This is a genomic window from Clostridium sp. E02, assembly GCF_003833015.1.
Taxonomy (GTDB): domain Bacteria; phylum Bacillota; class Clostridia; order Lachnospirales; family Lachnospiraceae; genus Lacrimispora.
Window position 1 is genome coordinate 61,105 of the sequence record NZ_RJLQ01000010.1, and the last position, 26,579, is coordinate 87,683.

A 26,579-nucleotide genomic window follows, 5' to 3' on the forward strand; every position below is an offset into this window, starting at 1 on the left:
TATCACCTAATCAACTTTGTATACGCTTTGAATGCGCTTGGCAAAGAATAAGTTTTCTTTAAGTCTTCTGGCAAAATCCAGAGGTAATCCGATACTGGTATATTTTTTAATTCAATCCAATATCCGATCATATGCCATTCTACATGGCTGAAGATATGTTTTGATGCAGAAAGAGAAGTGATCTTGGCTTCTGTTACCCCAAGTATTGACGGAAGATCTTCTTTCGATACATGGCCATTCAGATTGGGGAATTCAAACAAAGAAGCCAAAAGCCCAGTATCCTTCCTCTTTTGAATTGCAACCTTACCGTCTTTTAAAAGAAGCAATACAGTCCTGTCTTCTGCCTTTCTTGATTTTTTGGGCGTTTTTACAGGGATAACAGACGTGAGCTCTTTCTTTTTGGCAATGCATAAGGATTCCAGGGGACACCGTTCACACAAAGGATTCCCATTGGGAATGCAAACCATAGCACCAAGTTCGATCAGCGCCTGGTTATAAGAACCTGGATCTTCCTTTGGCATGGCTTCTCTTAATTTATCTTCTATTCTACGTTTTACAGACTGTTTTAAAACATCTTCCTCACTACCAGTCACTCTGGAAAACACTCGTAAGACATTGCCATCCACAGCGGGAACTGGAATATGAAACGCAATGGAAGCTATGGCACCCGCCGTATAAGATCCTATCCCTGGTAAAGATAACAATTCTTCAAAGGAGGCTGGAAGTTCTCCATTGTACCGTTCCATCACAAGACTGGCCGCTTTTTGTAGATTCTTCGCTCGACTGTAATAACCAAGTCCCTCCCATAGTTTTAACAGTCTGTCTTCCGATACAGCCGCCAGATCGGTAATTCCAGGCAAGGCTTCCATAAAACGATGATAGTAGGGCTTTACTGCCTCAACTCTAGTCTGTTGTAACATAATCTCAGATATCCAGACACCATAAGGAGTGGGGTTATCTCTCCATGGCAGGATACGTTTTTGATCCTGATACCAGGAAAGCAACGGGCGCTCCATAAGTTTAAGCCGCTCCCATTCTTCCACCTCACGGTCTTCTGGTTCTAAAACCTGTAATTTGTCATAAAAGAATGATTTATACATATCCATATATCCCCCGGACCGATACTTCTCCGGAATTGACCTGCCTTACCTCCCCATCAAGCAATTCTACCAAGAGTTCTCCTTTTTCATTAATCCCCAAAGCAGTGCCCTTATACTCTCCTGACGGATCTAAAATCAAGACTTCATTCCCTAAATTTACCATATGCTCATTATAGACACTTATCAGCCCGGATAGATCACCCTGGCTGATAAATTCTAAATAGTACTGTTCAAACGACTCCATAATAGACGCAACAAGATGACTTCTTCTTACTGGCTTTCCTTTTTCCATAAATAGGGATGCTGCAGTCTTTTCCAGTACTTCTGGAAATTCTTCCTGATTGGCATTGATTCCGATACCAACAACTACATAATGGATCGCCATAAGTTCCGTACTCATCTCTGTGAGAATTCCGCATACCTTTTTTCCGCCAGATACAAGATCGTTGGGCCATTTAATCATGCAAGACAAACCCGTCTCCTTCTCAATCCCATCCTGAACAGCGAGTGCCGCTACAAGCGTCAGCATAGCGGCCTTTGCTGGAGGAAGATCTGGTCTAAGGATCAGACTCATAAATATGTTCTTACCCGCTGGAGAAATCCAGTTTCTCCCTCTTCTTCCACGTCCTGCATTCTGACCATCAGAGATTACAAGAGTTCCGTCTTCTGCCCCGTCCTCTGCCAGATGCTTTGCTGCTATATTTGTAGAATCAATAGAGGTGTAAAATTCAATTCTTTTGCCGAAATTCCCCCGAATGCAACTTTCTATCTCTGTTTTCGTCATTATATCACAAGAATCGATGAAATGATACCCCTTGTTTCGAACCGCTTCTATCTGATATCCTTCTTCTTCCAGCTGACGGATCACCTTCCATACAGCCGTTCTAGATACCCCGAATCTCTCACATATATCTTGTCCGGACAAATAGGTATTGCTTTCTTTTAACAACTTAAGCACTTCCTTTTTCAACTTCATCACCCCCACCAGATACTAACTGCACTGATTAAGGTGAGAAATAATAGCAACACCCCAAATAATAAAGCAATCATCCCAGCTGCTTTTTTCCGTTTTTCTCTTCCACCGAGCTTGATTTTATAAATCCCATTGATCAGATTCAGCATTCCTGCAAGAAAAAATATGGCAGGAAATAAAAGCATATGATCTTCTGGATTTAAGAATGAAATAACCCCCAGCACCACAATTAAAATCCCCACAACAATATGAGCCAGATCCACAATCATAGAAGCGTTCCTTAAGTTTCTTCCTCGTTCTTGTATATACATATTACTCTCCTAATGTTGCAACCATCACTGCCTTTATGGTATGCATTCTGTTTTCTGCTTCATCAAACACCACAGATATGCCCGATTCAAAGACATCTTCTGTCACCTCATTGCCCTTGACTGCAGGCAGGCAGTGCATAAATATGGTTGTATCTTTTCCTGTTTTATTCATCAGTTCCTGATTCACTTGATAGGGTTTTAAAAGAGATACACGCTCTGCGGCTTTCTCTTCTTCTCCCATGGAGCACCATACGTCTGTATAAATTATATCCGCTCCCTTTACTCCATCTAAATCTTCTGTTAGAGTAATGGTACTTCCGCTGATTTTTGCATATTCCTGGCATTCTTCTACTAGTTCCATTTTGGGCCAAAGACTCTTGGGAGCCAAAATGGTAACATGAATCCCAATCTTACTCATTCCGATTAACAGACTGTTTGCCATGTTATTTCGTCCATCCCCTGCATAAACAAATCGAAGTCCCTTTAAATATCCAAATTGTTCTTTTATGGTAAGTAGATCCGCCAAAATCTGTGTAGGGTGATAATCCTCTGTCAACCCATTCCACACAGGAACCCCTGCATACTTTGCAAGATCTTCTACTGTTTTGTGTTTAAACCCACGAAACTCAATTCCATCAAACATACGCCCGAGAACTCTGGCCGTATCTTTTACACTTTCCTTATGTCCCAGTTGAATATCATCTTTTCCAAGATATTCTGGGTGCCCCCCTTCATCCACCACACCAACTACAAATGCACATCTGGTTCTAGTTGACGGTTTTTCAAAAATCAGGGCAATGTTTTTCCCTTTTAAAGAACTTCCTGTTGTTCCTAGTTTTTTCTTCCCTTTTAATTCTTCTGACAGTTCCAGTAAGTATGCAATCTCCTCCGGGGTAAAATCCTTTAGCGTGATAAAACTTCTTCCTTTCAGATTCATATGGCTTCCTCCGTATTTAAATGTATTTTTATACATCATTATAGTATGTCTCGTATATTTATGCAATACATTTTATAAGAAAGATTTTTTACGAATTTCCCGTATCAATTGATCCACTGTATAGATCTGAAACCTTTTTATTTTCAAACATTTTGCCGCATCTTCTAAAATACCCAGATAGAGATCTTTATAATCCCAGTCTTCCTTTAATTTAAGATCTTCTGCCAGCTTGGGAAATATTTTTTCTGTATAATTCCGATAGCCGGTTGATCCATCAAAAAGGGAAGGATCCGCAATCTCCTCTTTGTATCCATTTAACAATTCCAGTTCAGACATCATCTTATCAAAATAGTATGGCTCCGTATTCGGAGCATCTATATAATAAATCTTCCCATCCAGTCCATATAAGAAACGTTTTGCATCATAATAACCAAGAGCCAAGTTTTTTCGGGTCTTTTTCTTATCAAATTCTAAAATCCCTCCCAGATCCTGTCTTGGAGCAATGTGATAAACACGAACGTCTTCTGGTATCTCTGCCTCTCGCTCTTTATCAAGACCCAGACCATAAATCCGAATGACAATAATGTCTTTGTATCCATGTTCCAGAAGTACATTGATGGGAACGTTATTGACTCCGCCCCCATCCATATAACGCTTTCCCCCCAGCTTTTCATTCTTAAATGCCATAAAATAAGCACTGGCAAGAAGCATATCTTTCACAGATCCTGTTTTATCATTCTTTATATCTACCGCTAATTCCTTTTTATCGGAAACAGAATAAGTAACGGTAAAGAGTTCACAGTCAGAGTTTTTTATCTTTTCTTCATCTCCAACTACTTCCTCAATCAAATCTTTTAACGGTGTAATATCAAACCCACCGTCCTTTACAAGCTTTAGTCCACTGCTAATTAATTCTTGTAGATTCAAAGATTTAAAATCCTTGTTTTTTAACGCTTTTATCGTTTCACTATCAACATTCATAACCTTTGAATAATCAATGTTTTTCCATATATCCTCTGCCCGGTCCAAATCATCCATGCAGATAAGCGCTCCATTTAGAGAGCCAACAGAAGATCCTACCACACCTTTTATTTTAACCCCAGCTTCTCGGAGTGCTTTCCACGCGCCAATCTGATAAGCACCTTTTGCACCCCCACCTTCTAGCACAAGTCCGTATTCCCTGTTTTGATCCAGCTTAAATTCCATACCTTCCTCCTGAAACCTCACCGATTAGGAAAACCGCAGCAAAAGGGTTTCATCCTTCTGCTGCGGTATGTCTTATCTCAGTAAATCAAAAGACTATCCTGGCTCCCAAAACTTCCTTCCTTTTATACTTCTGGATTCTTGGGAATTTCCGTAATGGAGGTTACAAGTCCTGCCAATCCCTGAATATCGGAAGGGATAATAATTTTTGTGGCCTTACCATCTGCGACTACCTGAAGGGCTTCTAGACTCTTCATAACTAAAACTGCCTGATCCGCACCTGCATCTTTGATCATACGGATTCCATCTGCAGTGGCCTGCTGAACCTTACAAATCGCCTCTGCCTGACCTTCCGCTTCCCGGATCCTCTTTTCTTTTTCTGCTTCTGCATGAAGGATTGCAGACTGTTTCTCAGCTTCTGCATCAAGAATAACAGATTCTTTTTTTCCTTCTGCAACCAGAACCGTAGATCTTTTCTCCCCTTCTGCTCTCAAAATTGATTCCCGGCGTTCCCGTTCTGCTTTCATCTGTTTCTCCATGGCATCCTGAATGGCTGCAGGTGGCATGATGTTTTTCAGTTCCACGCGGTTTACTTTGATTCCCCAGGGATCGGTTGCAATATCAAGCGTTTCTCTCATCTTTGAGTTAATAATTTCTCTAGAAGTTAAGGTCTGATCTAGTTCCATATCTCCAATGATGTTACGAAGCGTTGTCGCTGTCAGATTCTCAATAGCCATAAGAGGATTATCCACTCCATAGGCAAAGAGTTTTGGATCGGTAATCTGGAAAAATATAACGGTATCAATCCTCATGGTTACGTTATCCTTCGTGATTACGGGCTGTGGAGGAAAATCAGCGACCTGCTCTTTTATATTTACTCTTTTTGCCACACGATCTAAAATCGGCAGCTTAATGTGAACACCCACGGACCATGTAGCCATAAACGCTCCAAGCCGCTCAATTACCAGAGCCTGTGCCTGGGGAACGATTTTGATACATGAAGCCAGTAATACCAATACAAAAAGTAAAATAATTATTACTAAAGTAAATCCTACCATATTAATCTTCCTCCTGTTTCTTGCTTACAATTAGTTTCACACCTTGAATTTCTTTTACTTCTACTCTGGTTCCAACTGAATAGATCCGGTCATCCTTAGATGCCCTAGCAGTCCATTCCTGACCATTTAATACCGCAGCACCTTTTCCATCTGAATTATTAATTTCAGATGTTACTACGGCAAACTTCCCGATCAGGCCTTCTGAATTGGTTTTAATCGTATTTTTGTTTACATACTTTAACGCAAAAGGTCTGGTGAAAAACAGTAAAACAAAAGACACAATTACAAATAACGCCAGTTGTAACTCCGTATTAACCCCAAACAACGCCATTACAAATGCCACCAAAGCTCCTCCCGCAAACCAAATAGTCGTCAGGGCCATAGTAGCCGCTTCTATTCCAAGAAGTACAACAAAAGCAATGAGCCAATAAATCGCTGCCATCTTTTTATTCCCCTTCCCAGCCTATATAGACAATACTGTCCGGCAAATTCCTTTATTGATACTATCATACTATACATTCCAGTATTTCTCAATATTTTTCTGTCAATTATCCTCTCCGTTGTCTAGCTGCTTCATACATTAGGACAGAAGAAGCCACTGCTGCATTGAGAGACTCTACCTTTCCCTTCATCGGAATCTTTACGTAAGCATCTGCCTCTTTTGTCGTTTCTTCAGTCAACCCATTCCCTTCATTCCCAATTAAAAACCCTGTATCAACAGTATAATCTTCTTTATCATAATTATTCCTACCATCTAGATGCGCCGCATAAAGTTTTACTCCCTTATTCTTTAGTTCCAACATTGCACCTGGAAAATCACTGGCAGAAACAAAAGGCATACGAAAAATTGATCCCATGGTGGAACGAATCACTTTCGGATTATAGATGTCAGCCGTTGTCTCATTCATAAGCACGCCTGTTACACCGGCTCCTTCTCCTGTTCTTAAAATGGTACCAAGATTACCAGGATCCTGTATATTTTCCAGTATCATCAAAAGTGCCGGACCAGAAGAAGGAAACAGATCGTTTGGTGTGTAATTAAATTGTTTTACCAGAGCCAGAATTCCCTGTGGAGTCTGTGTGTCCGACATGGTTTTAAACACTTCGTCTGACACAATTTCAAACTCCTTTCCTTCTATCAGCTTTTTTTTGTGTTCATCCTTAGAAAATCCATCCGACACAAAGATAGAATCAATTTTTTCAGGAGGAATCTCTACAAACATACGGATTCCTTCTACTACAAAAAGTCCACGATTGGTTCTTTCCTTCGCTTTTTTTATCAAGTTCATCACCTGTTTGATCTTACCATTGGCACTGCTCGTTATCATACTATACCTCTCTTTATAAAGTTTCCAATTCTTCCAGCCATAGCCTGCTAACCGCATCACTTGGCATCCGTAAATCTCCCCTGGGAGACACGGCAACGGATCCTACTTTCGGTCCATCTGGCATGCAGGAACGCTTAAACTGCTGACTAAAAAAGCGGCGGTAAAATACGTTTAGCCATTTTAAGAGAACCGAATTCTCATAACGTCCTTCAAACGCCAAACGCGCCATCCGATAAACTTTTTCGGGACGGTACCCCCATCGCAATACCTGATACAAATAAAAATCATGAAGTTCATAAGGTCCCACCAAATCCTCAGTTTTCTGGGCAATTTGCCCATCCTTGGGAGGTAGAAGTTCTGGACTTACCGGTGTATCAAGAACATCAAGCAATACACCATTTAATTCTTCTTCCTCACAAGTATCAGCATAATAACGCACCAAATGGCGAACCAGTGTTTTAGGAACCGAAGCATTGACCCCATACATGGACATATGATCCCCATTATAAGTGGCCCATCCAAGCGCCAGTTCCGACATGTCACCCGTTCCTATGACAAGACCGCCAAATCGGTTGGCAAGATCCATTAATATCTGTGTTCGTTCTCTTGCCTGTGAATTTTCATACGTGACATCATGATTGTCAGCTTCGTGACCAATATCCCGAAAATGAACATTCACCGCTTCCTTTATGTTGATTTCTAGAAGTGCTGCTCCTAACTTTTCTGTTAATAAACATGCATTTTTGTAAGTCCGGTCTGTGGTTCCAAAGCATGGCATTGTGATTGCATGAATCTGACTTCTCGGGATTTTTAATAAATCAAATGCACGAACCGTTATCAATAAAGCAAGTGTGGAATCCAACCCTCCGGAAATACCAAGTACCGCATGTTTGATACCGGTATGTGCCAATCGCTTTTTTAGTCCCATTGCCTGTATGGACAAAATCTCTTCACACCGTTTGTTTCTTTCCCTTTCGTTATCTGGTACAAATGGACTGGAATCGATGAAGCGTTTTAATTTTAAATCTTCCTCTTTCACGGAAAACGTAACTACCGTGTACCCCTCTCTCTCCGCTCCAGGGAACGTGCTTAACCTGCGTCTTTCATGATTCAGACGTTCCAAATCCATATCTGCATATATAACTTCATTCTCAAATCGGCTGGATTCCGCCAACAATGTCCCATTTTCTGTAATCAGATTCTGCCCTCCAAACACTAGATCCTGTGTGGACTCGCCTTCCCCTGCATTGGCATAGACATACCCACAGACCAGGCTTGCTGATTGCCCTGTTATTAGATTTCTTCTGTAAACATCTTTTCCAATTGTTTCATCACTTGCAGAACAGTTAACAATCACCGTGGCACCAGCGCAGGCATGCCGCGTAGATGGTGGAAAAGGAACCCAGGCATCTTCACATATTTCAGCAGCTACGATTAGACCTGGAATGGAATCACAGGCAAAAAGAAGATCCGTGCCCATGGGTACCCACTCATTTCCCCATTTCACCATGGCCGTTTCTTTGTTTCCTTTCGTAAAATAACGCAATTCATAAAATTCAGAATAATTGGGAAGATTTGTTTTTGGCACGATTCCAAGGATCTTTCCATTTTGTATTGCCACTGCCGTATTGTAAAGCTTCCCATCTTTTTCCCACGGCATTCCGATAAAAGCAAGCAGATCACTTCCCTTTGTTGCCTTTAAAACTTCCTTCAGTTCTTTGATTGCTGCTGTTAATAGGGCAGACTGTAAAAATAAATCACCACAGGTATAGGCCGTCATACAGAGTTCCGGAAATACCATAATTTTTGTCTGTAATCGAATTCCCTCTTTTATCAACTCACAGATCCGCTCCCGATTAAATCTGGGATCTGCTACTTTTGCGTCTGGAGTTGCCGCCGCAACCCGGATATAACCATTTTTCATCGTATCTTTCTCCTATCTGTTGTTTATTCCTTATGATATCCATTTCGTTTTCAAACTATAGATACAATCCATCACTGTCGTTGTCAGCCAAGTGATGGGATAACACCACAGCACCGCCGCATAACTAGGGAAAAACGGAACCAGTAGATTAATATAGAGCATACGCAGTATGCACATATTCCCCACTCCAATTAACATAGAAACCATGGTACGTCCACTTCCTCGTATGCTTCCCATCAAGATCTGGTGAATGGCTACGACCCAGTAAAATGGAATTAGTATCTGCATCGTACTTTTCCCGTAGAGAATCACTTGTTCCTCAGGGGAAAAGATTCTTAAAATATGCTCTGCATTCAGATAAAGAAGGATTGAGATGATAACCGTATAGATAAGGCTTATCACAATCCCTTGAATAATTCCCCGTCTTACCCTCTTCTTTTCTCCTGCCCCGATATTCTGACCCGTAAATGTAGTGGCCGCCATACAAAAGCTTTGCAAGGGAAGCATAGCAAATCCATCAATTTTACTATAAGAGCCAAATCCTGCCATTGCAGCAGAACCAAAACCATTTATATTAGACTGAACAATTACATTAGAAAGAGAAATAATGGACTGCTGAATGCCACTTGGTATCCCTAGTTTTAAAATCCGATTTGCCATCCTTTTATCAATTCTTAAATTTTTAAGATCCAAACGGTAGATCTCATCGGTTCTCATCAATGCCAGAACTATCAGAACCGAAGAAACAGCCTGAGCTGCTACGGTGGCATACCCCACCCCCTCTGTCCCCATGTTAAAGACCACCACAAAGACCAAATCTAGAATCATATTTACGATGGACGAGATGCATAGATAGTATAAAGGTCTTTTCGAGTCCCCCACCGCCCTTAACACTCCAGATCCCATATTATAAACCAGATTAAAGAGGGATCCACAGAAAAAGATCCTTAAATAAGCGACTGAATCAGGAAATACCGATTCTGGAGTTCCCATCCACTTTAGAATCATAGGAGTAAGAAATACTCCAAGGAAAATCAAAATGATTCCTCCAACCAAGCTAAGAGCCATAGTCGTATGGACGGCCCATTGCACCTTTTCTTTGTCTTTTGCCCCATAATATTGAGAGATAATAACTCCCGCTCCGGTTCCAATCCCCATAAACATACCAATAATCAGATTGATTAGGGAATTGCTTGATCCAACGGCTGCCAGTGCATCACTACCAAGAAAATTTCCTACCACCACAGAATCGACTGTATTATAAAGCTGCTGAAATAAATTTCCAACCAGCAACGGCAGAGAAAAAGCGATAAGCTGCTTCCATATTACACCTTCTGTCATGATGACCTGACTGGCTTTCTTATGTCTCTTCACAAAGATTCCTCCCGATTCTTCCAATTCCCAATGAGTAATAGTATACATCCAATTTCACTAATTGGGAAGCCACAGAATTAAGGTTTACTTTTTTATCAATTTCGTGTAATATATTTATATCCTACTAAACAGATAAGAATAATCAGGGAGGAGATTCGTCTTGATGAAATTTTCGACCAAGGGACGCTACGCCCTTCGTATGATGATTGAATTTGCTCTAAATCCAGGAAAGTGCACAAAGATCAATCAAGTGGCCGAACGCCAGGGCATATCCGACAAATATTTAGAACAGATCGTAACAATCTTAAGTCGTGCCGGATATGTAAAAAGCAGAAGAGGTGCCCAGGGTGGCTATTATCTCACAAAAGACCCTGAGGAATATACCGTAGGCATGATCCTTCGCCTTGCAGAGGGAAGTTTGGTACCCGTTTCCTGCATGGAAGAAGACATAAATTCCTGCAGCCGTGCAGATATTTGTGCAAGTATGATCGTGTGGAAAAAGCTAGATACGGCGATCTCTGAGGTAGTCGATAGCATCACACTTGCAGACTTGGTAAATGAACAGATCCGTCTGGAAGAAGCTGCCTTACAAGAAAGGGTCTGATGGACTCAAAGAATTAAAAAATTCTCCCATGGGGACAGAAAAGTCCTTACTGGGAGAATTTTTTATAGAAAAATATCCTTGAATGAAAACCCCCATGATAAATCGATCAAATTCGATCTGCTATCTCCTCAAATAACCGGGCTTTATTCCTGAAATAATCTCTGGCAAAACCATCTGCTTCTAGAAATGCCTCTTTCTGTATCTTTGATTTGAGTTCCACAGACACGGCTTCGATCCCTGCCTCAATGACCAGAATGTAGGTTTCTTTTCCATGGGATTGTATCTGCATGCTGATGTGATGATGCTCCGCCTCTATGCTTTTTCTGGCAATTGCACCTGTCTCTCCATACATTGCCCATGTGTTCTCATATTCCATATACCATACCCCTTTCCGTTTAATCAGATAAAAGATTCTGCAACCGCTTTTCTAACCTTTCACAGAGATACTTTCCGCATATTTTTTGATATCTGATACATTATTGATTTTCTGAATCAGTCCATTTTCTACTACAACTAAAGTTGGGGCTTGCATGATCCCAAGACTTACTGCTAGTTCTGCATTCTCTTCTGCATCTATGGTTTCATATTCTACATGTTCCAGAAACTTCTTAACTGTCCGGCAGTTGGGGCAGGTTTTTGAGATAAACAGATACGCTCCTGTTGGAATTTCTGTTTTTTTCTCGCCTTGCTTTTCCTGTCTTACTTCCCCTTCCTCTGTCTTTAAAACCGAACCGTTGACGCAGTAAGTAGTCCTGTTTTTGTATTCCTGAGTCTTTCCCTCATTCCAGTTTAAAACTGGCCGGTAATAACCTGTAATCCGGCTGTAAACTTCAGCTGGTTTCTTGCAAACAGGGCATAGCTTATGTTCCCCTGCCAGATATCCATGCTCCGAACAGATCGAATACGTGGGGGATAATGTATAATAAGGCAGTTTGTAATGATCTGCTATGGTTTTCACTAGTTTTGCTGCAGCCACCCAGTCTGGAAGTTTTTCTCCCAAAAATGCGTGGAATACGGTTCCAGATGTATATAAAGTCTGTAATTCATCCTGTATATCCAGTGCGTCAAAAACATCTGTGGAATAATCAACTGGAAGGTGGGAACTGTTGGTGTAATAAGGCGTATCCCCTTCATGACCTGCGGTTTTGATATGGGGATATTGTTCCTTATCATGCTTTGCCAAACGGTATGTAGTAGACTCCGCCGGCGTTGCCTCTAGATTATAAAGATCTCCATACTGTTCCTGATAATCAGAGAGCTTCTTTCTCATATGGTTTAAAACTTCTTTTGTAAAGGTTTGAGTTCTTTTATCGGTCAAGTCTGTTCCCAGCCAGCATGCATTTAAACCAGCTTCATTCATACCAATCAGACCAATCGTGGAAAAATGATTCTCAAAGCTGCCGAGATACCGTTTGGTGTATGGATATAGACCTTGATTTAATAATTTGGTGATTATATCTCGTTTGATTTTTAGAGACCGAGCGGAAATATCCATCATATGATCCAACCGTCTATAAAAATCCGTCTCGTCTTTGGAAAGATAGGAAATTCTTGGCATGTTAATGGTAACCACACCTACTGAACCCGTACTTTCCCCGGAACCAAAGAACCCTCCGGTCTTTCTCCTTAATTCTCTAAGATCCAGCCTTAGCCGGCAGCACATGCTCCGCACATCACTTGGCTCCATATCGCTATTGATATAATTAGAAAAATAAGGAGTTCCATATTTAGAGGTCATCTCAAACAACAGTTGATTGTTCTCTGTATCTGACCAGTCAAAATCCTTTGTAATGGAATAGGTAGGTATGGGGTACTGAAACCCTCTTCCATTGGCATCCCCTTCAATCATCGTTTCAATAAATGCCTTATTGACCATATCCATCTCTTTTTTACAATCTTTATATTTAAAGTCCATCTCTTTGCCGCCAACAATGGCATTTAACTCCGCCATATCTGCTGGAACGGTCCAGTCTAGAGTAATATTGGAAAAGGGAGCCTGGGTTCCCCAACGGCTTGGTGTATTAACTCCATATATAAACGATTCTATGCTTTTTTTTACTTCTTTGTATGACATGTGATCCGTCTTTACAAAAGGAGCCAGATAGGTATCAAAAGAGGAAAATGCCTGTGCCCCTGCCCACTCGTTCTGCATAATTCCAAGATAGTTGACCATCTGATTGCAGAGAACGGATAAATGTTTGGCAGGTGAGGAGGTGATTTTTCCAGTTATCCCTCCAAGTCCTTCTAAAAGAAGCTGTCTTAATGACCAGCCTGCACAATACCCTGTGAGCATAGATAAGTCATGGATATGGATATCTGCGTTTCTATGGGCATCTGCGATCTCCTGATCATAGATTTCTGAGAGCCAGTAATTAGCCGTAACCGCACCGGAATTGCTTAAGATCAATCCCCCAACCGAATACGTGACAGTGGAGTTTTCTTTTACACGCCAATCCTCTACTTTCACATAACTGTTGACCACCTCCTTATAATCTAGGATCGTGTTCTTCATGTTGCGAATTTTTTCTCTCTGTTTTCTATACAATATGTACGCTTTTGCCACACTGGTGTATCCTGCTTGTTCCAGCACATGCTCTACACTGTCCTGAATCTGCTCAACCATAATCATTCCGTTTGACATACTACTCTGAAAATCAGCTGTCACCCGTAAAGATAAAAGTTCCAGAATCTCGTGGTTAAACTCCATGTCAGTGGCTAGAAACGCCTTTTTTATCGCTTCCGTAATCTTTGAAAGACTAAATAAAGCCTCTTCCCCATCTCTTTTTACAACCTGGATCATCAAACCTAACTCCTTTCCTTTTCAAAACCCTTTTTCAACTCTTCTGTACCATAGGTATTATAACAGAATAAAACAAAAAGCACAATATGTAGTTTTGGTTTTTAACCTTTTCCTACATATTGTGCTTATTCGGACTTAAATAGTATCGGTACTGTCTGCAATAGAAGCAAACAATTCCGACGGTACATAGGCTTGAATTAAAATCCCATCTTCCTGGTATTCTTCTTTTAAAAGCTGCCCATATTTGCGAATAAACTGGATCTTACCGGCATCCTGATAGGAGTAGACTTTTTCCAGAAATACTTTTTGACTTCTTAAGATTCCCTCCAAAAGATTTAACAGTTCATCAAGACCTTCTCCTGTTTTTGCGGATATACGAACCTGATAATCGGTGGAGGGATCACGTAACGTAATCTCTGACTCTACGGAATCTGTTTTATTAAAAACAGTCACCATGATCTTGTCCGTAACGTTTAGATCCCTTAATGTCTCATACACCGTATGCATCTGTAGATCCATCTGTGGGTTGGAACAATCCACCACATGAAGAATAATCGTACTGTATTTTGCTTCCTCCAGGGTACTCTTAAACGCTTCAATCAGGTGATGTGGAAGCTTTCGGATAAATCCGACCGTGTCGGTCAGAAGAATCTGTTGTCCTGCCGGCAAACTTAAATTGCGCGTGGTCGGATCAAGGGTTGCGAATAATTTATCCTCTGCAAGAATACCTGCATTGGTAAGTTTGTTCAGCAATGTGGACTTGCCTGCATTGGTATAACCTACGATAGCAGCAACCGGAATATAATTCTTATCTCTTTGCTGCCTGGCGATCTCCCTATGCCGCTTTACTGATTCCAATTCTCCCTTTAAAAATCCAATTCGGTCATGGATCAGTCTTCGATCCATCTCTAGTTTTTTCTCTCCGGGTCCCCTGGTTCCTATTCCGCCTCCTAGACGGGACAAAGATCTGCGTAGACCTACCAGTCTTGCCGCCCGATATTTTAATTGTGCCAGTTCAACCTGAATTTTCCCCTCGCTTGTGGTCGCTCTGGATGCAAAGATATCCAGAATCACCATGGTTCGGTCCATAACCTTAATATCAAGTGCTTCCTCTAAGTTTCGCATCTGAGCTGGCGAAAGTTCATCATCACAAACCACCCCCGTCGCATTCAGTTCCCAGATACGTTCCTTAATCTCCTGGATCTTTCCTTTTCCCAGATAAGTCCCCGGATGCACACGTTCCCGGTTCTGTATGATCTTATCCGCTGTCATCGCTCCAGCCGTCTTTGCCAGCTCTTCTAGTTCATCAAGAGATGCTTTCATATCTTCTCCATCTCCCGTACTGACACCAACAAGTATGACTCTTTCTTCTACTTCTTTTAAATCAATCAGATCTGCCATTCATTTCCCAACCTATCTTGTTTTTAAAAATTTGATCTCACGTTCCGCCTCTTCATCCGTGCCGTGAGCATTCACATACTGGTTCATTAATAAAAGAGCCGCCTTAAAGTTACCTTTGTACTCTTCACAAACGGCTTGATTAAACAAAAGTTCTGTTACCTTATCACCCTCTGGTGCCTGTATCCCCTTTTGAAAGAAAGAAGCGGCACTTTCCCAGTCTTTTTTCGCCATCTGACAAAGTCCCATACGGTTATAGAGTAAAGCACTTGTTACTCCATCTGCTTCTGCTGCCTGATAAAGTTCCATGGCCTCAGAGAATGATCCAGCCTGTTCCAATGCCGTACCTGTTGCCAATAGTGCAGGAAGTCTTTGGGGGGATGCTTTATCAAGTTCTATTCCTCGTTTATAATCCTTTATTGAGCCTTTTATATCACCTGTCTCTGCTTTGGAAGCAGATCGCATATTAAAATATTCCGGTTTATCTCCATCTACTTGTATCAGGACATCATAAGAGGCCACTGCTGCTTTATAATCCTTTGATAAATACTCCGCTTCTGCTCGGTATTTTAAAACATCTAAATCAAATTTATTTACCAGGCCTTTCGAAGCGTCCAAGGCATGATCAAATGAATCCACAGCCTTCTTATACTCCCCTTGATTCAGTAAGAGGATTCCATCTTCTCGAAAAGTATTTCTCTGGGGCTGTTTCCCACAGCCTGCCAATAAAAACACAATCAGGAATAATGCAAGAACCAAAGATGCATATCCAGTCTTTCGCTTCATCTTATTATCTCCATCTTTTTTAAGGCGATCAATCTTAATTTTTCCCTGTGCTTCCGATGCCGCCTCTGTCTTTATTGTCTAACACTTCCACTTCCTGGAACTCAAGGGCTGGCTGATGTTCCATAATCCGAAACTGACAAATCCGGTCATTGATTTGAATCACAGTATCCCTAAGTGCATAGGCTGGGAAAAACCATTGGTCATTATCTCCGCAATAAGTCTCATCAATTACACCCATACTATTGGTTTGAATGATTCCAAAATTTTTAAATGTACTGCTTCTTGGAACTATATGGGCTTCATATCCCGTTGGAAGCTCCATCGCAACTCCCAGGGGAATCAATTTGAATTCTCCTGCTTTTATCTCTACTTGTTCTGCTGCACGAAGGTCGATCCAGTCTGATTTATCTTCAATGTAAGTAAGTCTGTCTATCTTATCTGTAAAATATTTAATTCTTATGTGATCTTTCAATTTATGTCCTCCAACTCTGTATTCTCTTGGTTATTCTTCTGTGAAATCAACTCTCCGCTTTCGGATAACTCTTCCTCTACTTCCATACGGATTTCGGCAGCTACCTCCGGATCCGCTACAGGAAGGTTCTTTGTAGAGCCGATTCCAAATCTTCTTAAAAATTCCTCTGTGGTTGCAAATAGAGCCGGTCTTCCCGGCGCATCCAAACGTCCCACTTCATAGACTAGGTTGTATTCCACCAGTTTATTCACGGCATGGTCCGATTTTACACCTCTGATTTTTTCAATCTCAATCTTTGTTATGGGCTGTTTGTATGCAATAATAGAAAGAGTTTCTAACACCACATCCGTTAATGCATGCTTTTTGGGTACAGCCGCCACTCGAATCAGATAATCATAATATTCCAGCCGGGTGCACATCTGGTAACTGTTCTCCAACTCTATGATTTGAATCCCTCTTTTACCAGCGTCAAATCGTCTCATCAAGCGTTTGACTGCTTCTTTCGCGATCTCTTCTTTTTGATCAATGGCAGCCGCCAGCTGGCTAAGTGAAACAGAACTCCCCATGGTAAACAAAACGGCTTCGATCACTGCTTCCCATTTTTTCTCTTCTTTTGTGCTCTTTTTGGATGTATCAACGAAAAGAGTATCCTTATCCATCGTTCTATTCTTCCTCCCCCAGTTCCGATAAATTCAGTTCCCCTTCTTCCCCTTCTGGTTCCAGGGTTTCAATCAGCATATCATCAAATAAATGCTCTTGGGTCAATGAAATTTTGCCAATTTTCATCAGCTCTAATAGTGCTAAAAACGTCACTACCACTTCGACCCGATCAGGCTTATGATTCAACATCTTCCGAAAGAAAAACTTCCGGAATTCCCGGGCATACTCTAAAACGGACTTTATCTTACTCTCTAGACTAACCGTTTCTTTTCGAATGGTCCCAAACCGACTTCTAATCGGATCAATCCGGTCTTGCGTTCGTTTTGTTACCCCACGGAAGATCTCCTGAAGTTTTGCCAGGCTAAGACCACGAAGCAACTTGTCCAAATCCACCGGTGGCTCATATTTAGCCACTTCTGGTGGAACGGTTGCTTCTTTATAAAACAGGCGGTCCGCCCCCACCTCCCGGTCTTTTAGTTCCAGAGACATGTATTTATAATATTTGTATTCCAAAAGGCGTGCCACAAGTTCCGCCCTGGGGTCTTCTTCCTCCCCTTCTTCATTCACCTCTTTGGGAAGAAGCATTCGAGCCTTGATATCAATCAGCGTTGCAGCCATGACCAAAAACTCACTCACTACATTTAAGTCTTCCGTCTCCATATGACTTACATAATCAAGGTACTGCTCTGTAATTGTTACAATGGGAATATCGTAGATATTCACTTTATTCTTTTCAATCAAGTGTAGCAAAAGATCCAACGGACCTTCAAAATTATCCAGTTTATAAGAGATTCCCATACTTTCCTCCAAAGCAGATCAAACATACCACCGATAAGTATATCAAATCCTAGTTCATCTGTAAATATATGGCAGGTTCAAAAGTCAGCTTTTCGCCTTTAACTTAACCACCACGATCTGGGGCTTGTTGTTAATGCGGATATTAATCGAGTGTGTACCTAATCCTCTGCTAACAATCATATGCCGGCTGTTTTTTGTGAATGTCCCTGCGCAATAAGGATTGAAAAATTGAAACTGAGGCGTCATAATGCCTCCTACAAGGGGAAGGCGTATGGTTCCTCCATGAAAATGTCCGGATAGTGTTAAATCTGATCCCCACGTTTCACATGCGTGGAAATAGAGCGGCGAGTGGCAAAGCAGAATTTGAAAGCGCTTGGAATCTGCTTTGCCTATTTTATCTTCCATCTCTTTCTTCGTCATCTTCTCTGGATGAAATTTTCGGTAACATCCGGAATCCAAATCAATCCCAGTGATGGAGATATCTCTTCGGTACACCTCTGTCCGGTCTGCCAAGACAATCACCCCAAATTTTTTTAATTTTTTCCGAAAAACATCCCAGCCATCTCCGTAAATATGCCGTTCTTGATCCATACGAATTTCATGATTTCCGTTCCCATAGAAAACAGGATACCGAGATGCCAGCCTCTTCATCAACATTAGACTGACATTGGTATCCCCTTTTCCTTTCGCAACCATCATATCTCCCCCAACCAGTATCACATCCGGGTTTATTTGATCTATGGCTGACAGTAATTTATGATTCTCTTTTCCAAAACAGTGACTGTGTAGATCAGAAAGAAATACGATGGTGCAATCTTTCTTGATCTTGTCACTGGTAATGTTCGTATTTTCTACAGTAATTTGTTCTTTTTCATGTTTCGAGCGTAACAGACATCCTGCACCCAATGTGGCACAAAAAACTCCGGCAGCAATCCACATCTTTTCTTTCCTCATCCATTCTCATTCCTTCTTATGCTGTCCATTCATCATACACTCAAAAACCTGCTAAAGTCAAGTCTAAGACTTCCTTCTTTAGAGGGCGATCCAATTATGGATAATATACAATACTGGATAATCACGGTTTAATTAAATAAGAGGTGATAAAAACATGATTGTTTATGACAGACTATGGGAAACGATGAAAAGGAAAAATATCAGTCAGTATCATCTAATCAAATACTGCAAAGTGAGCGCCGGACAGATCGGTCGCCTTAAAAAGAATAATTTTGTGTCAACACATACCATTGATATGCTCTGCCGAATTCTTAATTGTAGTGTTGAGGATATACTGGAATATCAGCCCGATAAAATAGAAGATACAAAAACTGATGAGCAAGAAAATCCAAGTAAAAAAGAGCCATAAGGCTCTTTTTTGCATCTTAAGATTCACCTTAAATCTTATTTTATAAATTCCAGGCTCCATCTGCATTCAGACGGTATCCATCCGGTGTTACCGTATCTTTCAACATCGCACCATCTTCTCCCATATAATACCACTTTTCTTTGGATTTAACCCAGTAGTTTTCAGCCATCGCCCCATTAGAATGAAAATAATACCAGGCATTGTTGGAGAATTGGCGAAATCCAGTTGCCATCGCAGAATCAGAATCAAACCAATAATAGCTGCCATCAATCTTCAACCACTCATTGCACGCTCTGTTTCCATCTGATTTCTTGTAATACCATCTGGAAACTATCTTTATCCAACCAGAAGTTTGTTCCTGCTTTGACAATGCCTGTCCACCTTTTAAAGCAAATCCATAATCAAGCAACGCTTTTGTATCGGCATAATGGGTTGACTTGCTTTTCAGAACAACAGCAAGCAGACGTACTCCATCTTTCTCCGCACAGGTAACTAATGTGTTGCCCGCCAGAGAGGTATATCCGGTTTTTCCTCCAATCACACCAGGATAATATCTGGAGTCAGAAGATTTGATCATCTTATGTCCCATAGTAATGGTTCTGGCAGAAGCCTTTTTTGTCGCCGGTATCTGGTAGCTCTTTGTTGCACACACCTTCCGAACGATATCATTCTCAAATGCGGCCTTCGCTATCAGGGCCATATCATGAGGAGTTGTGTAATGATTGGTATTATTTAAGCCGTTGGGATTGACAAAATTTGTGTTGGTACAACCTAGAGCCTTTGCCTTCGCATTCATCATCCCAGCAAAGGAACCAATGCTCCCTGCTGTATGCTCCGCCAGACCATTGGCTACTTCATTGGCAGACCGGAGCATCAGACCGTAAAGGCACTGTTCTACGGTCAGTTTGTCACCCTCCGTTAAGGAAAGTGTGACTGCGCCTGATTCTAAATTTGTGGTGGCTGTTTTTGAAAATACAACCGTATCCGATAGCTTAGACCGTTCTGCAACAATCAATGCTGTCATAAGTTTTGTGATACTTGCAGGATAATACCTGGTTTCCCCGTTTTTGGAATATAAAACCTCACCTGAGGAGGCATCAAGGAGAAAGGCGCCTTCTGAAGCAATCTCAGGTTTTGTTACTGACTGGCTCCCCGTCCCTTCTGTTTTGTTATTCTCCTGTGTATCGGACTTTTGACTGTTGTCGACTCCCGTTCCTGAAGGGCCATTTTGGTTCTGCGTCTGATCATAGGAATGAGGGAATGGCTGCACCAATGGCACAGCGGATCCGTAGGAAGGTACGGAAACAAGAAGTGCAAAGCCAATTACAAAACTAAAAATTCTTTTTGTGTTTTTCATCATTGTCTATATTCTCCTGTATAAATCTGGTTTTCGTTCTTTTTTCTTCCATTAGTATAACATAATATTTCCCATTTTCCATTAATTTTTTCTTACATCTGTAACAAAAAACACATCCCCTAATCAGGGATGTGTTTTTCTTAATATGTCTGTTCTCTATATTCTTTTTCCAGATCTTCCAAACGATCCATAGCCGCATTTAAAATCTCTTCATGATCAAAAGCAAGTTTTTCTTGATCTTGCATGTCAATCACTGGAAGTAGTTCTATATCGGTATCTTTTTTCCACATATAGCCCTGGCGTTCATAAGTTTCGGTAACCCGATAGCTCATAAAGATATGTTCGTCTTCATTCTCGATTGTAAGCGCATAAGTTGATCCATGTTCCAAATCTGAAATTTTCTTTTTATTTACTTCAAACCAACATGCCTTAGAAGCATCATCGCCAGCCTCTAAAATCAGTTGATCCTTCGAGATCAAAGCTACAAACGACACGGAAATCACCCTTGACCTAGGATCTCGTTTCACATTCCCCCAAGTATAGAGCTGTTCCAAACAGATTCCATGTAACCCTGTTTCCTCGAAAAGTTCTCTTGCAGCTGCTTCTTCTAACGATTCATCTAAATTGACAAATCCGCCGGGAATTGCCCATTGATCCATACATGGGTGGTTTTTTCGCTTAATAAGTAGAATTTCAGCATTCTCCTCTTCCTCGTCTAATGCAAAAATCAAAACATCAACCGTTAAGGAGGGTCGTTCGTAGTCTCCCGGACGATACTGTGCTAAAAATTCTTTCTCCGTCAGCCCTTCTTCATTCTTTCGTTCCATTCTGCCCTTCTTCCTACCAGTTTCAGAAAACGATGGATTTTAGCGCTCCTAAAACCCCTGCACTGGCAAGGGCCATAATCACACCCGCCAAAAGAACGCCTCCCATCACCGCTAATATACTGGATTTAAAATCAACATCAAGCAGGCTGGCTGCCAAAGTGCCGGTCCAGGCACCGGTTCCCGGTAAAGGGATCCCTACAAATAGCAGTAGGGCTATAAATAACCCTCGTCCAGCTTTTGCCTGTAGTTTTTTCCCTCCGTGTTCTCCTTTATTCAGACACCAGGTAAAAAAGCTGCCAATTATTGGTTTGTCCGCGCCCCATTCTAATACCCTTCTGGCAAACAGATAGATAATCGGTACAGGCAGCATGTTTCCAATAATCGCAATGATATAAGACTGGAATAAAGGCAGCCCTATGATTCTGGAATATGGAATCGCACCACGAAGTTCAACGAGTGGAACCATTGAAATCAGAAACACTGTCATATATTTTTGTAACATTTTCTATTCCTTTCGTATTAAAGTCTGCCCCTATACTATACACAAAGATGAACTGTCTATCAACTGTTTTATATAAATATTATAATTTAATGGCATGAAATGGAACTGTTTCTGAATAATATATTAACATTTAAGAAAGACTATTGTACTGTTAAATCTATTGTGTTATAATCCACAAAAGTTGGTCAATTTTATTCCAGCTAAGAAGGGTGATTACAATGAAAAATCTGTTTAAAAAGTATCGGCACGTCTGGATACTCAGCTTCGCCTTTATTTATATTCCATGGTTTCTATACTTGGAAAAGACAGTGACAAGCCATTATCATATCATGCACCTTGCCATAGATGACTTTATCCCATTTAATGAATACTTCATCATTCCGTATCTTTTGTGGTTTGCTTATGTGGCAGTAGCTGTCTGTTACTTTTTTTTAACTGACGTGAAAGGTTACTACCGGCTCTGTGCTATGCTCTTTACCGGCATGACCATCAGTCTGGTGATCTGTACAGTCTTTCCAAACGGTACGGATTTCAGGCCATTCATCAATCCAGATAAGAATTTTTACTCTGCCATTGTTGCACGGTTATATTCGGCAGATACCTGCACCAATGTATTTCCAAGCATTCATGTTTACAACTCCATTTGTGTTCACATTGCGGTTATCAAAAGCAGGCGTATGAAGAATTATCCACTGATTCAGACTGGATCTTTTTTATTGATGATATCCATCTGTCTGGCAACAGTCTTCCTAAAACAACATTCTGCCTTTGATGGACTTGGTTCTATCGTTATGGCATATGTTATGTATCAGTTTATCTATACCAATTCTTTGGTACCGAACCGAAAAAAGGTTTCAGAAAAAGCCATCAGTTAACAGAATAAAAAGTCCCCCCTGATCCATTAAGGATAGGGGGGATTTTTTAGTTAAAACCAAAGAACTTTTGTGTCATCTTGTAGATGGTTATTGGAAACTTCATACCACCTTTTCCAGGTAGGTTCACTCCCTGGCCCAAGAATCCCCATCGAAGTCTTAAGTATAATTTAAAATTCTGTTTACGAAGATGCTGCCATAATTCTTTTTTCTTCTCCATATTTTCTTCCGATCCTGATTTAATCGCCAGAATTGAAGATATAACCATCATGATTTCTAAGTATCGCACCATATAGCGCCGAAGTTTTCTTTGCTTCATCTTTGTTACATCATGATAACCTAGCATAAGCTTCGTCACACGGATCTGTTGGTCAATTCGTCCTATCATCACAGATTCATTGACAGACTGATCCTCTCTTCCAATGAAGTATCGATAAAAATTCACATTCAGATAATACATGGTTTTCACGTAAGGCAGTGGCTGGTAAACAAATATATTATCCACATAAAAGGTATGCTTTGGAAGTTCTAATTGGCATTCTTTTAAAAGTTCTGTACGATAGATTACGGAATGCATTAAGATGTACTGTCCAAGCATAAAAAGCTTCACATCAGACCAGTCAATTAGCTGATTCTGAGGAAGTGCCAGCCGATAATTCATAACCTTCTTCCTACGTGCACCCTGTTTTTCATAGACAAAATTACTTACTAGCATATCCAGTGTTTTTTCCCCGTAAACAAATTGTCTTAGTGTATTAAGAATCTCTGTGTATGCAGATGGATCCACCCAGTCATCGCTATCAACAACTTTAAAATAGATCCCCACAGCATTCTTTAAGCCCGCATTCACTGCGGCTCCATGCCCTCCATTCTCCTGATGGATTGCCTTGCATATATCAGGATATTTTTTTTCATATTCGTCTGCAATTTCCCCCGTACGGTCATTCTTCGAGCCGTCATCAACGATTAAGATCTCCACTTCATCTCCTCCGGGAAGAAGAGAATCAATACATTTTTTCATATAAGCTTCTGAATGATAGCATGGAATCGCTACAGATAAAAGTTTCACACAATATCCTCCTTTGAATTGTTTTTCCAGTAAATCCGGATCATACAAAATACAGACAGGGCGGCAGATCCCCCTACAACAAACGTTGTTGCTGCCAAATTCTCTGTTTGAAACAATAAATTTGCCACACCAGCATTCGTTACAAAAAGCGAAAACAAATTGGCTGATATGTGGAAAACACAGGGGGCTAGAATACCTTTTGCAGTCTGATACAGCCACGCTGCGGCGAATCCAAGTAAAAACGCATACATCCCCTGGGGAAGATTCCCATGAAATAGGGCAAATATACCTGCTGATAGAAAAGCCGAAACGAAAAAGGGCAGACGTTCTTTCAAGGAAGCAAAAATCATCCCTCTAAATATCAGCTCTTCCGCAATTGGAATCACAAGTCCTGAGGCCATAATCTGAACGGCAAAGGACGGAGAATACAGCGATTTGGCTGCTTCTTCATATGCTTTTGACAGCCCACTGATTCCTAGGGACTCCACAATAAAGTTACCCAGTATGCAGAGAGACAAACCAAACAAAACAATATAAATAAAACTATCTTCAAGGTTAACCCCGTCCCTCCCCAACTCCCCTCTTCGCTTTTGATCTCTACCATAAATATAAATAAGGATCGGAATGGTAATCACTGCTGAGATCGCAGTGGCTTCCAGAGCCCCTAATTCCAATCCCATAAAGAGCAGAGTCGTTATCATCGTATAAAAGAAAATCGGAAGAATCAGATGCAGAATCATCACTATCATAAACTAAGGGTCCTTTCTTTTTCTGTATCTTCCTAAACATTATACCACCTGTGTTTAATATATCCACCAATTTTTCTTAAATTTTTTCTAAAGAAAACCAAAATTAAACAACGTGCTGACACAAACCTTTTAATGGGTTGCTTTTTTCTACTCTTGATACTATAATATTTTTATGATTTCTGCCAATATAACATCACACGGAGAGGGAAATATTATGCCAAAAAAACGTATTGTAATCGCTTTAGGGCACAACGCTTTAGGAACTAATTTGCCAGAACAGAAAACTGCCGTTGCAAAGACAGCCGTAGTCATCGCTGACTTTATCCAGGCTGGCTGGCAAGTGGCTGTGACACACAGCAATGCTCCTCAAGTAGGTATGATCCATACTGCTATGAATGAATTCGGAAAACTACATGATGGGTATACCTCTGCACCAATGTCCGTCTGCTCTGCCATGAGTCAGGGCTATATCGGATACGATTTGCAAAACGGCATTCGGGCAGAGCTTATCAAACGGGGGATTTACAAGCCAGTTGTCACCATTTTGACCCAGATGATGGTGAATCCTTATGACGAAGCATTCTATACTCCCATGAAATCCATCGGGAGATTGATGACAGCAAAAGAAGCAAAAGAAGAGGAAGAGAAAGGGAACTATGTCGAGGAAATTTCCAACCAGGGATTTCGCAGAGTCGTAGCCTCTCCAAAGCCAGTCTCCATTGTTGAAATTGACAGCATTAAGGCGATCTTAGATGCAGATCAAATCGCCATTGCCTGTGGCGGAGGCGGAATCCCAGTGATGGAACAAGGATGCTACTTAAAAGGCGCCAGTGCAGTGATTGAGAAAGACAGAGCCGCTGGTCTTCTTGCGAAAGAAATCGATGCCGATGTACTGATGATTTTAACAAGTGTAGACAATGTGACGCATCATTATGGTAAATCAGATGAATCTGCCCTCAACTTTATGAACACAAAAGAAGCAACCGCTTATATGGAAGCCGGAGAATTTGAAGCTGGTTCTATGCTGCCAAAGATCGAAGCATCCTTGGACTTTATTTTACATGGGAGAAACCGGACGGCGATCATCACGTCACTGGAAAAGGCAAAGGCAAGCTTAGAGGGAAAAGCTGGAACCCAAATAAAAGAATAATCCGTAACCTATTTGAATAAGGACAAACCTTACTTTCATATATTAGACCAAACGACAGGTAACGGAGTTTTAAATGATGAACTTCATTCGCAAAAAACAGATCGATCCAGAAAAAGGAAAATACGTATTAAAGGTATTCCTCCTCTTTCTCTGCGCTTTTTTGGCTGGACATCTTGGTGCCAAATTTACGGATCATCACAAGGTCATCGAAACAGCTGCAGATGGAAATTGGGGACTGAGTTTCCAACAAGAAGGTCAGCCCCCAGTTGCTAATGCGACCATGGATTACTTAAAACAATATCAATCCTACTATGCGGATAAAACTCCAGAGAAAGTGCTCTACCTTACCTTTGATGCTGGTTATGAAAATGGCAATACCCCTGCAATACTGGATGCCTTAAAAAAGCATCATGCTCATGCTACATTTTTCGTGGTTGGCAACTACATAGAAACAGCTCCTGATCTGGTAAAACGAATGGTTGATGAAGGACATATCGTGGGAAACCATACCTATCATCATCCGGATATGTCAAAGATTTCCTCCAAAGAAGGATTCGAAAAAGAAATTGGGAACCTGGAAACTCTATTTGAAAAGACAACTGGACAGTCCATGAAAAAATACTACCGTCCGCCCCAGGGAAAATACAGTGAAACTAACCTTAAGTTAGCCAAAGATATGGGATACTGTACATTTTTCTGGAGTCTTGCTTATGTGGACTGGTATCAGGATAAACAACCGACCAAGGAAGAAGCCTTCAAAAAACTGTTGGGAAGAATTCATCCCGGTGCCATCGTTCTTTTGCACAGTACTTCAAAAACCAATGCAGAAATTCTTGATGAGCTCTTAACCAAGTGGGAAGAGATGGGATATCAATTTGGCACACTGGATCAATTGGTTGACCACATGCAAAAAGAAGAATAAAGAAGAAAGAAATTTTAGGCTTTGAAAAAGGACTTAAGTAGG

General features: G+C 41.0%; 28 protein-coding genes. 5 read left to right on the forward strand and 23 right to left on the reverse strand.

Annotated features, from left to right (window positions below):
- Window positions 1-2: 2 nt before the first annotated feature.
- The 10 genes from mutY to EFT72_RS09100 form a co-directional block, all read right to left on the reverse strand.
- The gene (gene mutY, locus EFT72_RS09055) at window positions 3-1,106 is read right to left on the reverse strand and encodes an A/G-specific adenine glycosylase (RefSeq protein WP_124066597.1); all 1,104 of its coding nucleotides are present in this window, start codon (window positions 1,104-1,106) and stop codon (window positions 3-5) included.
- Complete coding sequence (locus EFT72_RS09060) at window positions 1,093-2,076, reverse strand: biotin--[acetyl-CoA-carboxylase] ligase (protein ID WP_243109980.1); 984 nt, start codon at window positions 2,074-2,076, stop codon at window positions 1,093-1,095. The genes mutY and EFT72_RS09060 overlap by 14 nt, the downstream gene beginning before the upstream one ends.
- A complete protein-coding gene (locus EFT72_RS09065; RefSeq protein ID WP_124066598.1) occupies window positions 2,076-2,384 on the reverse strand; it encodes a DUF6637 family protein in 309 nt (102 codons plus the stop codon). The genes EFT72_RS09060 and EFT72_RS09065 overlap by 1 nt, the downstream gene beginning before the upstream one ends.
- A gap of 1 nt (window position 2,385) precedes the next feature.
- Window positions 2,386-3,321, reverse strand: a complete 936-nt coding sequence (gene argF / locus EFT72_RS09070; protein ID WP_124066599.1) for an ornithine carbamoyltransferase — start codon at window positions 3,319-3,321, stop codon at window positions 2,386-2,388.
- A gap of 72 nt (window positions 3,322-3,393) precedes the next feature.
- A complete protein-coding gene (locus EFT72_RS09075; protein WP_124066600.1) occupies window positions 3,394-4,527 on the reverse strand; it encodes a patatin-like phospholipase family protein in 1,134 nt (377 codons plus the stop codon).
- Between the two features lie 122 nt (window positions 4,528-4,649).
- A complete protein-coding gene (locus EFT72_RS09080) occupies window positions 4,650-5,582 on the reverse strand; it encodes a stomatin-like protein (RefSeq protein ID WP_124066601.1) in 933 nt (310 codons plus the stop codon).
- A 1-nt stretch (window position 5,583) separates the two neighbouring features.
- The gene (locus EFT72_RS09085) at window positions 5,584-6,024 is read right to left on the reverse strand and encodes an NfeD family protein (protein ID WP_124066602.1); all 441 of its coding nucleotides are present in this window, start codon (window positions 6,022-6,024) and stop codon (window positions 5,584-5,586) included.
- A gap of 106 nt (window positions 6,025-6,130) precedes the next feature.
- Complete coding sequence (locus EFT72_RS09090; RefSeq protein ID WP_124066603.1) at window positions 6,131-6,910, reverse strand: RNA methyltransferase; 780 nt, start codon at window positions 6,908-6,910, stop codon at window positions 6,131-6,133.
- Window positions 6,911-6,923: 13 nt separating this feature from the next.
- Window positions 6,924-8,834, reverse strand: a complete 1,911-nt coding sequence (locus EFT72_RS09095) for an NAD(+) synthase (protein WP_124066604.1) — start codon at window positions 8,832-8,834, stop codon at window positions 6,924-6,926.
- 30 nt (window positions 8,835-8,864) lie between these two features.
- Window positions 8,865-10,208 (reverse strand): MATE family efflux transporter, encoded by a 1,344-nt coding sequence (locus EFT72_RS09100; protein WP_124066605.1) that lies wholly within the window; start codon window positions 10,206-10,208, stop codon window positions 8,865-8,867.
- A 163-nt stretch (window positions 10,209-10,371) separates the two neighbouring features.
- Here EFT72_RS09100 and EFT72_RS09105 point away from each other — a divergent pair, with 163 nt between their 5' ends.
- A complete protein-coding gene (locus tag EFT72_RS09105) occupies window positions 10,372-10,812 on the forward strand; it encodes an Rrf2 family transcriptional regulator (RefSeq protein ID WP_124066606.1) in 441 nt (146 codons plus the stop codon).
- A gap of 106 nt (window positions 10,813-10,918) precedes the next feature.
- Here EFT72_RS09105 and EFT72_RS09110 read toward each other — a convergent pair whose 3' ends face one another.
- The 8 genes from EFT72_RS09110 to EFT72_RS09145 all read right to left on the reverse strand — a co-directional run bounded on the left by EFT72_RS09110 (window position 10,919) and on the right by EFT72_RS09145 (window position 18,680).
- Window positions 10,919-11,188, reverse strand: coding sequence for a hypothetical protein (locus EFT72_RS09110; RefSeq protein WP_124066607.1), 270 nt, complete (start codon window positions 11,186-11,188; stop codon window positions 10,919-10,921).
- Window positions 11,189-11,239: 51 nt separating this feature from the next.
- Complete coding sequence (locus EFT72_RS09115; RefSeq protein ID WP_124066608.1) at window positions 11,240-13,612, reverse strand: ribonucleoside triphosphate reductase; 2,373 nt, start codon at window positions 13,610-13,612, stop codon at window positions 11,240-11,242.
- A gap of 135 nt (window positions 13,613-13,747) precedes the next feature.
- Complete coding sequence (hflX, locus tag EFT72_RS09120) at window positions 13,748-15,013, reverse strand: GTPase HflX (RefSeq protein WP_124066609.1); 1,266 nt, start codon at window positions 15,011-15,013, stop codon at window positions 13,748-13,750.
- A 12-nt stretch (window positions 15,014-15,025) separates the two neighbouring features.
- Complete coding sequence (locus tag EFT72_RS09125) at window positions 15,026-15,796, reverse strand: tetratricopeptide repeat protein (RefSeq protein WP_124066610.1); 771 nt, start codon at window positions 15,794-15,796, stop codon at window positions 15,026-15,028.
- 34 nt (window positions 15,797-15,830) lie between these two features.
- Window positions 15,831-16,268: a dUTP diphosphatase gene (locus EFT72_RS09130; protein ID WP_124066611.1), complete on the reverse strand. Its 438-nt coding sequence runs from the start codon at window positions 16,266-16,268 to the stop codon at window positions 15,831-15,833.
- Entirely contained in the window at window positions 16,265-16,927 is a 663-nt protein-coding gene (scpB, locus tag EFT72_RS09135; protein ID WP_124066612.1) for an SMC-Scp complex subunit ScpB, read from the reverse strand. Before scpB ends, EFT72_RS09130 begins: the two co-directional genes overlap by 4 nt.
- Before the next feature lie 4 nt (window positions 16,928-16,931).
- Window positions 16,932-17,726 carry a segregation/condensation protein A gene (locus EFT72_RS09140; RefSeq protein ID WP_124066613.1) on the reverse strand — a complete coding sequence of 265 codons (795 nt, stop codon included), beginning with the start codon at window positions 17,724-17,726 and terminating at the stop codon, window positions 16,932-16,934.
- 84 nt (window positions 17,727-17,810) lie between these two features.
- Window positions 17,811-18,680 carry a metallophosphoesterase gene (locus tag EFT72_RS09145; protein ID WP_243109981.1) on the reverse strand — a complete coding sequence of 290 codons (870 nt, stop codon included), beginning with the start codon at window positions 18,678-18,680 and terminating at the stop codon, window positions 17,811-17,813.
- Window positions 18,681-18,834: 154 nt separating this feature from the next.
- Between EFT72_RS09145 and EFT72_RS09150 the strand changes: the two genes are divergently transcribed.
- Entirely contained in the window at window positions 18,835-19,089 is a 255-nt protein-coding gene (locus tag EFT72_RS09150; protein WP_124066614.1) for a helix-turn-helix transcriptional regulator, read from the forward strand.
- A gap of 40 nt (window positions 19,090-19,129) precedes the next feature.
- Here the strand turns inward: EFT72_RS09150 and EFT72_RS09155 are convergent, their stop codons facing one another.
- The 3 genes from EFT72_RS09155 to EFT72_RS09165 all read right to left on the reverse strand — a co-directional run bounded on the left by EFT72_RS09155 (window position 19,130) and on the right by EFT72_RS09165 (window position 21,775).
- Window positions 19,130-20,449, reverse strand: a complete 1,320-nt coding sequence (locus tag EFT72_RS09155) for a D-alanyl-D-alanine carboxypeptidase family protein (RefSeq protein ID WP_124066615.1) — start codon at window positions 20,447-20,449, stop codon at window positions 19,130-19,132.
- Between the two features lie 137 nt (window positions 20,450-20,586).
- The gene (locus EFT72_RS09160; protein ID WP_124066616.1) at window positions 20,587-21,273 is read right to left on the reverse strand and encodes an NUDIX hydrolase; all 687 of its coding nucleotides are present in this window, start codon (window positions 21,271-21,273) and stop codon (window positions 20,587-20,589) included.
- Window positions 21,274-21,295: 22 nt separating this feature from the next.
- Window positions 21,296-21,775 carry a small multi-drug export protein gene (locus tag EFT72_RS09165; RefSeq protein WP_124066617.1) on the reverse strand — a complete coding sequence of 160 codons (480 nt, stop codon included), beginning with the start codon at window positions 21,773-21,775 and terminating at the stop codon, window positions 21,296-21,298.
- Window positions 21,776-21,993: 218 nt separating this feature from the next.
- Here EFT72_RS09165 and EFT72_RS09170 point away from each other — a divergent pair, with 218 nt between their 5' ends.
- Window positions 21,994-22,650, forward strand: a complete 657-nt coding sequence (locus EFT72_RS09170; protein WP_124066618.1) for a phosphatase PAP2 family protein — start codon at window positions 21,994-21,996, stop codon at window positions 22,648-22,650.
- A gap of 46 nt (window positions 22,651-22,696) precedes the next feature.
- On the opposite strand, the gene EFT72_RS09175 is transcribed toward EFT72_RS09170, so the two are convergent.
- Both EFT72_RS09175 and EFT72_RS09180 read right to left on the reverse strand, forming a co-directional pair.
- Window positions 22,697-23,716, reverse strand: a complete 1,020-nt coding sequence (locus EFT72_RS09175; protein WP_124066619.1) for a glycosyltransferase family 2 protein — start codon at window positions 23,714-23,716, stop codon at window positions 22,697-22,699.
- Window positions 23,713-24,465 carry a type II CAAX endopeptidase family protein gene (locus tag EFT72_RS09180; RefSeq protein ID WP_124066620.1) on the reverse strand — a complete coding sequence of 251 codons (753 nt, stop codon included), beginning with the start codon at window positions 24,463-24,465 and terminating at the stop codon, window positions 23,713-23,715. The genes EFT72_RS09175 and EFT72_RS09180 overlap by 4 nt, the downstream gene beginning before the upstream one ends.
- A 214-nt stretch (window positions 24,466-24,679) precedes the next feature.
- Here EFT72_RS09180 and arcC point away from each other — a divergent pair, with 214 nt between their 5' ends.
- Window positions 24,680-25,615 (forward strand): carbamate kinase, encoded by a 936-nt coding sequence (gene arcC, locus EFT72_RS09185; RefSeq protein WP_124066621.1) that lies wholly within the window; start codon window positions 24,680-24,682, stop codon window positions 25,613-25,615.
- Between the two features lie 73 nt (window positions 25,616-25,688).
- Window positions 25,689-26,537, forward strand: coding sequence for a delta-lactam-biosynthetic de-N-acetylase (gene pdaA, locus EFT72_RS09190; RefSeq protein WP_124066622.1), 849 nt, complete (start codon window positions 25,689-25,691; stop codon window positions 26,535-26,537).
- Window positions 26,538-26,579: the final 42 nt, after the last annotated feature.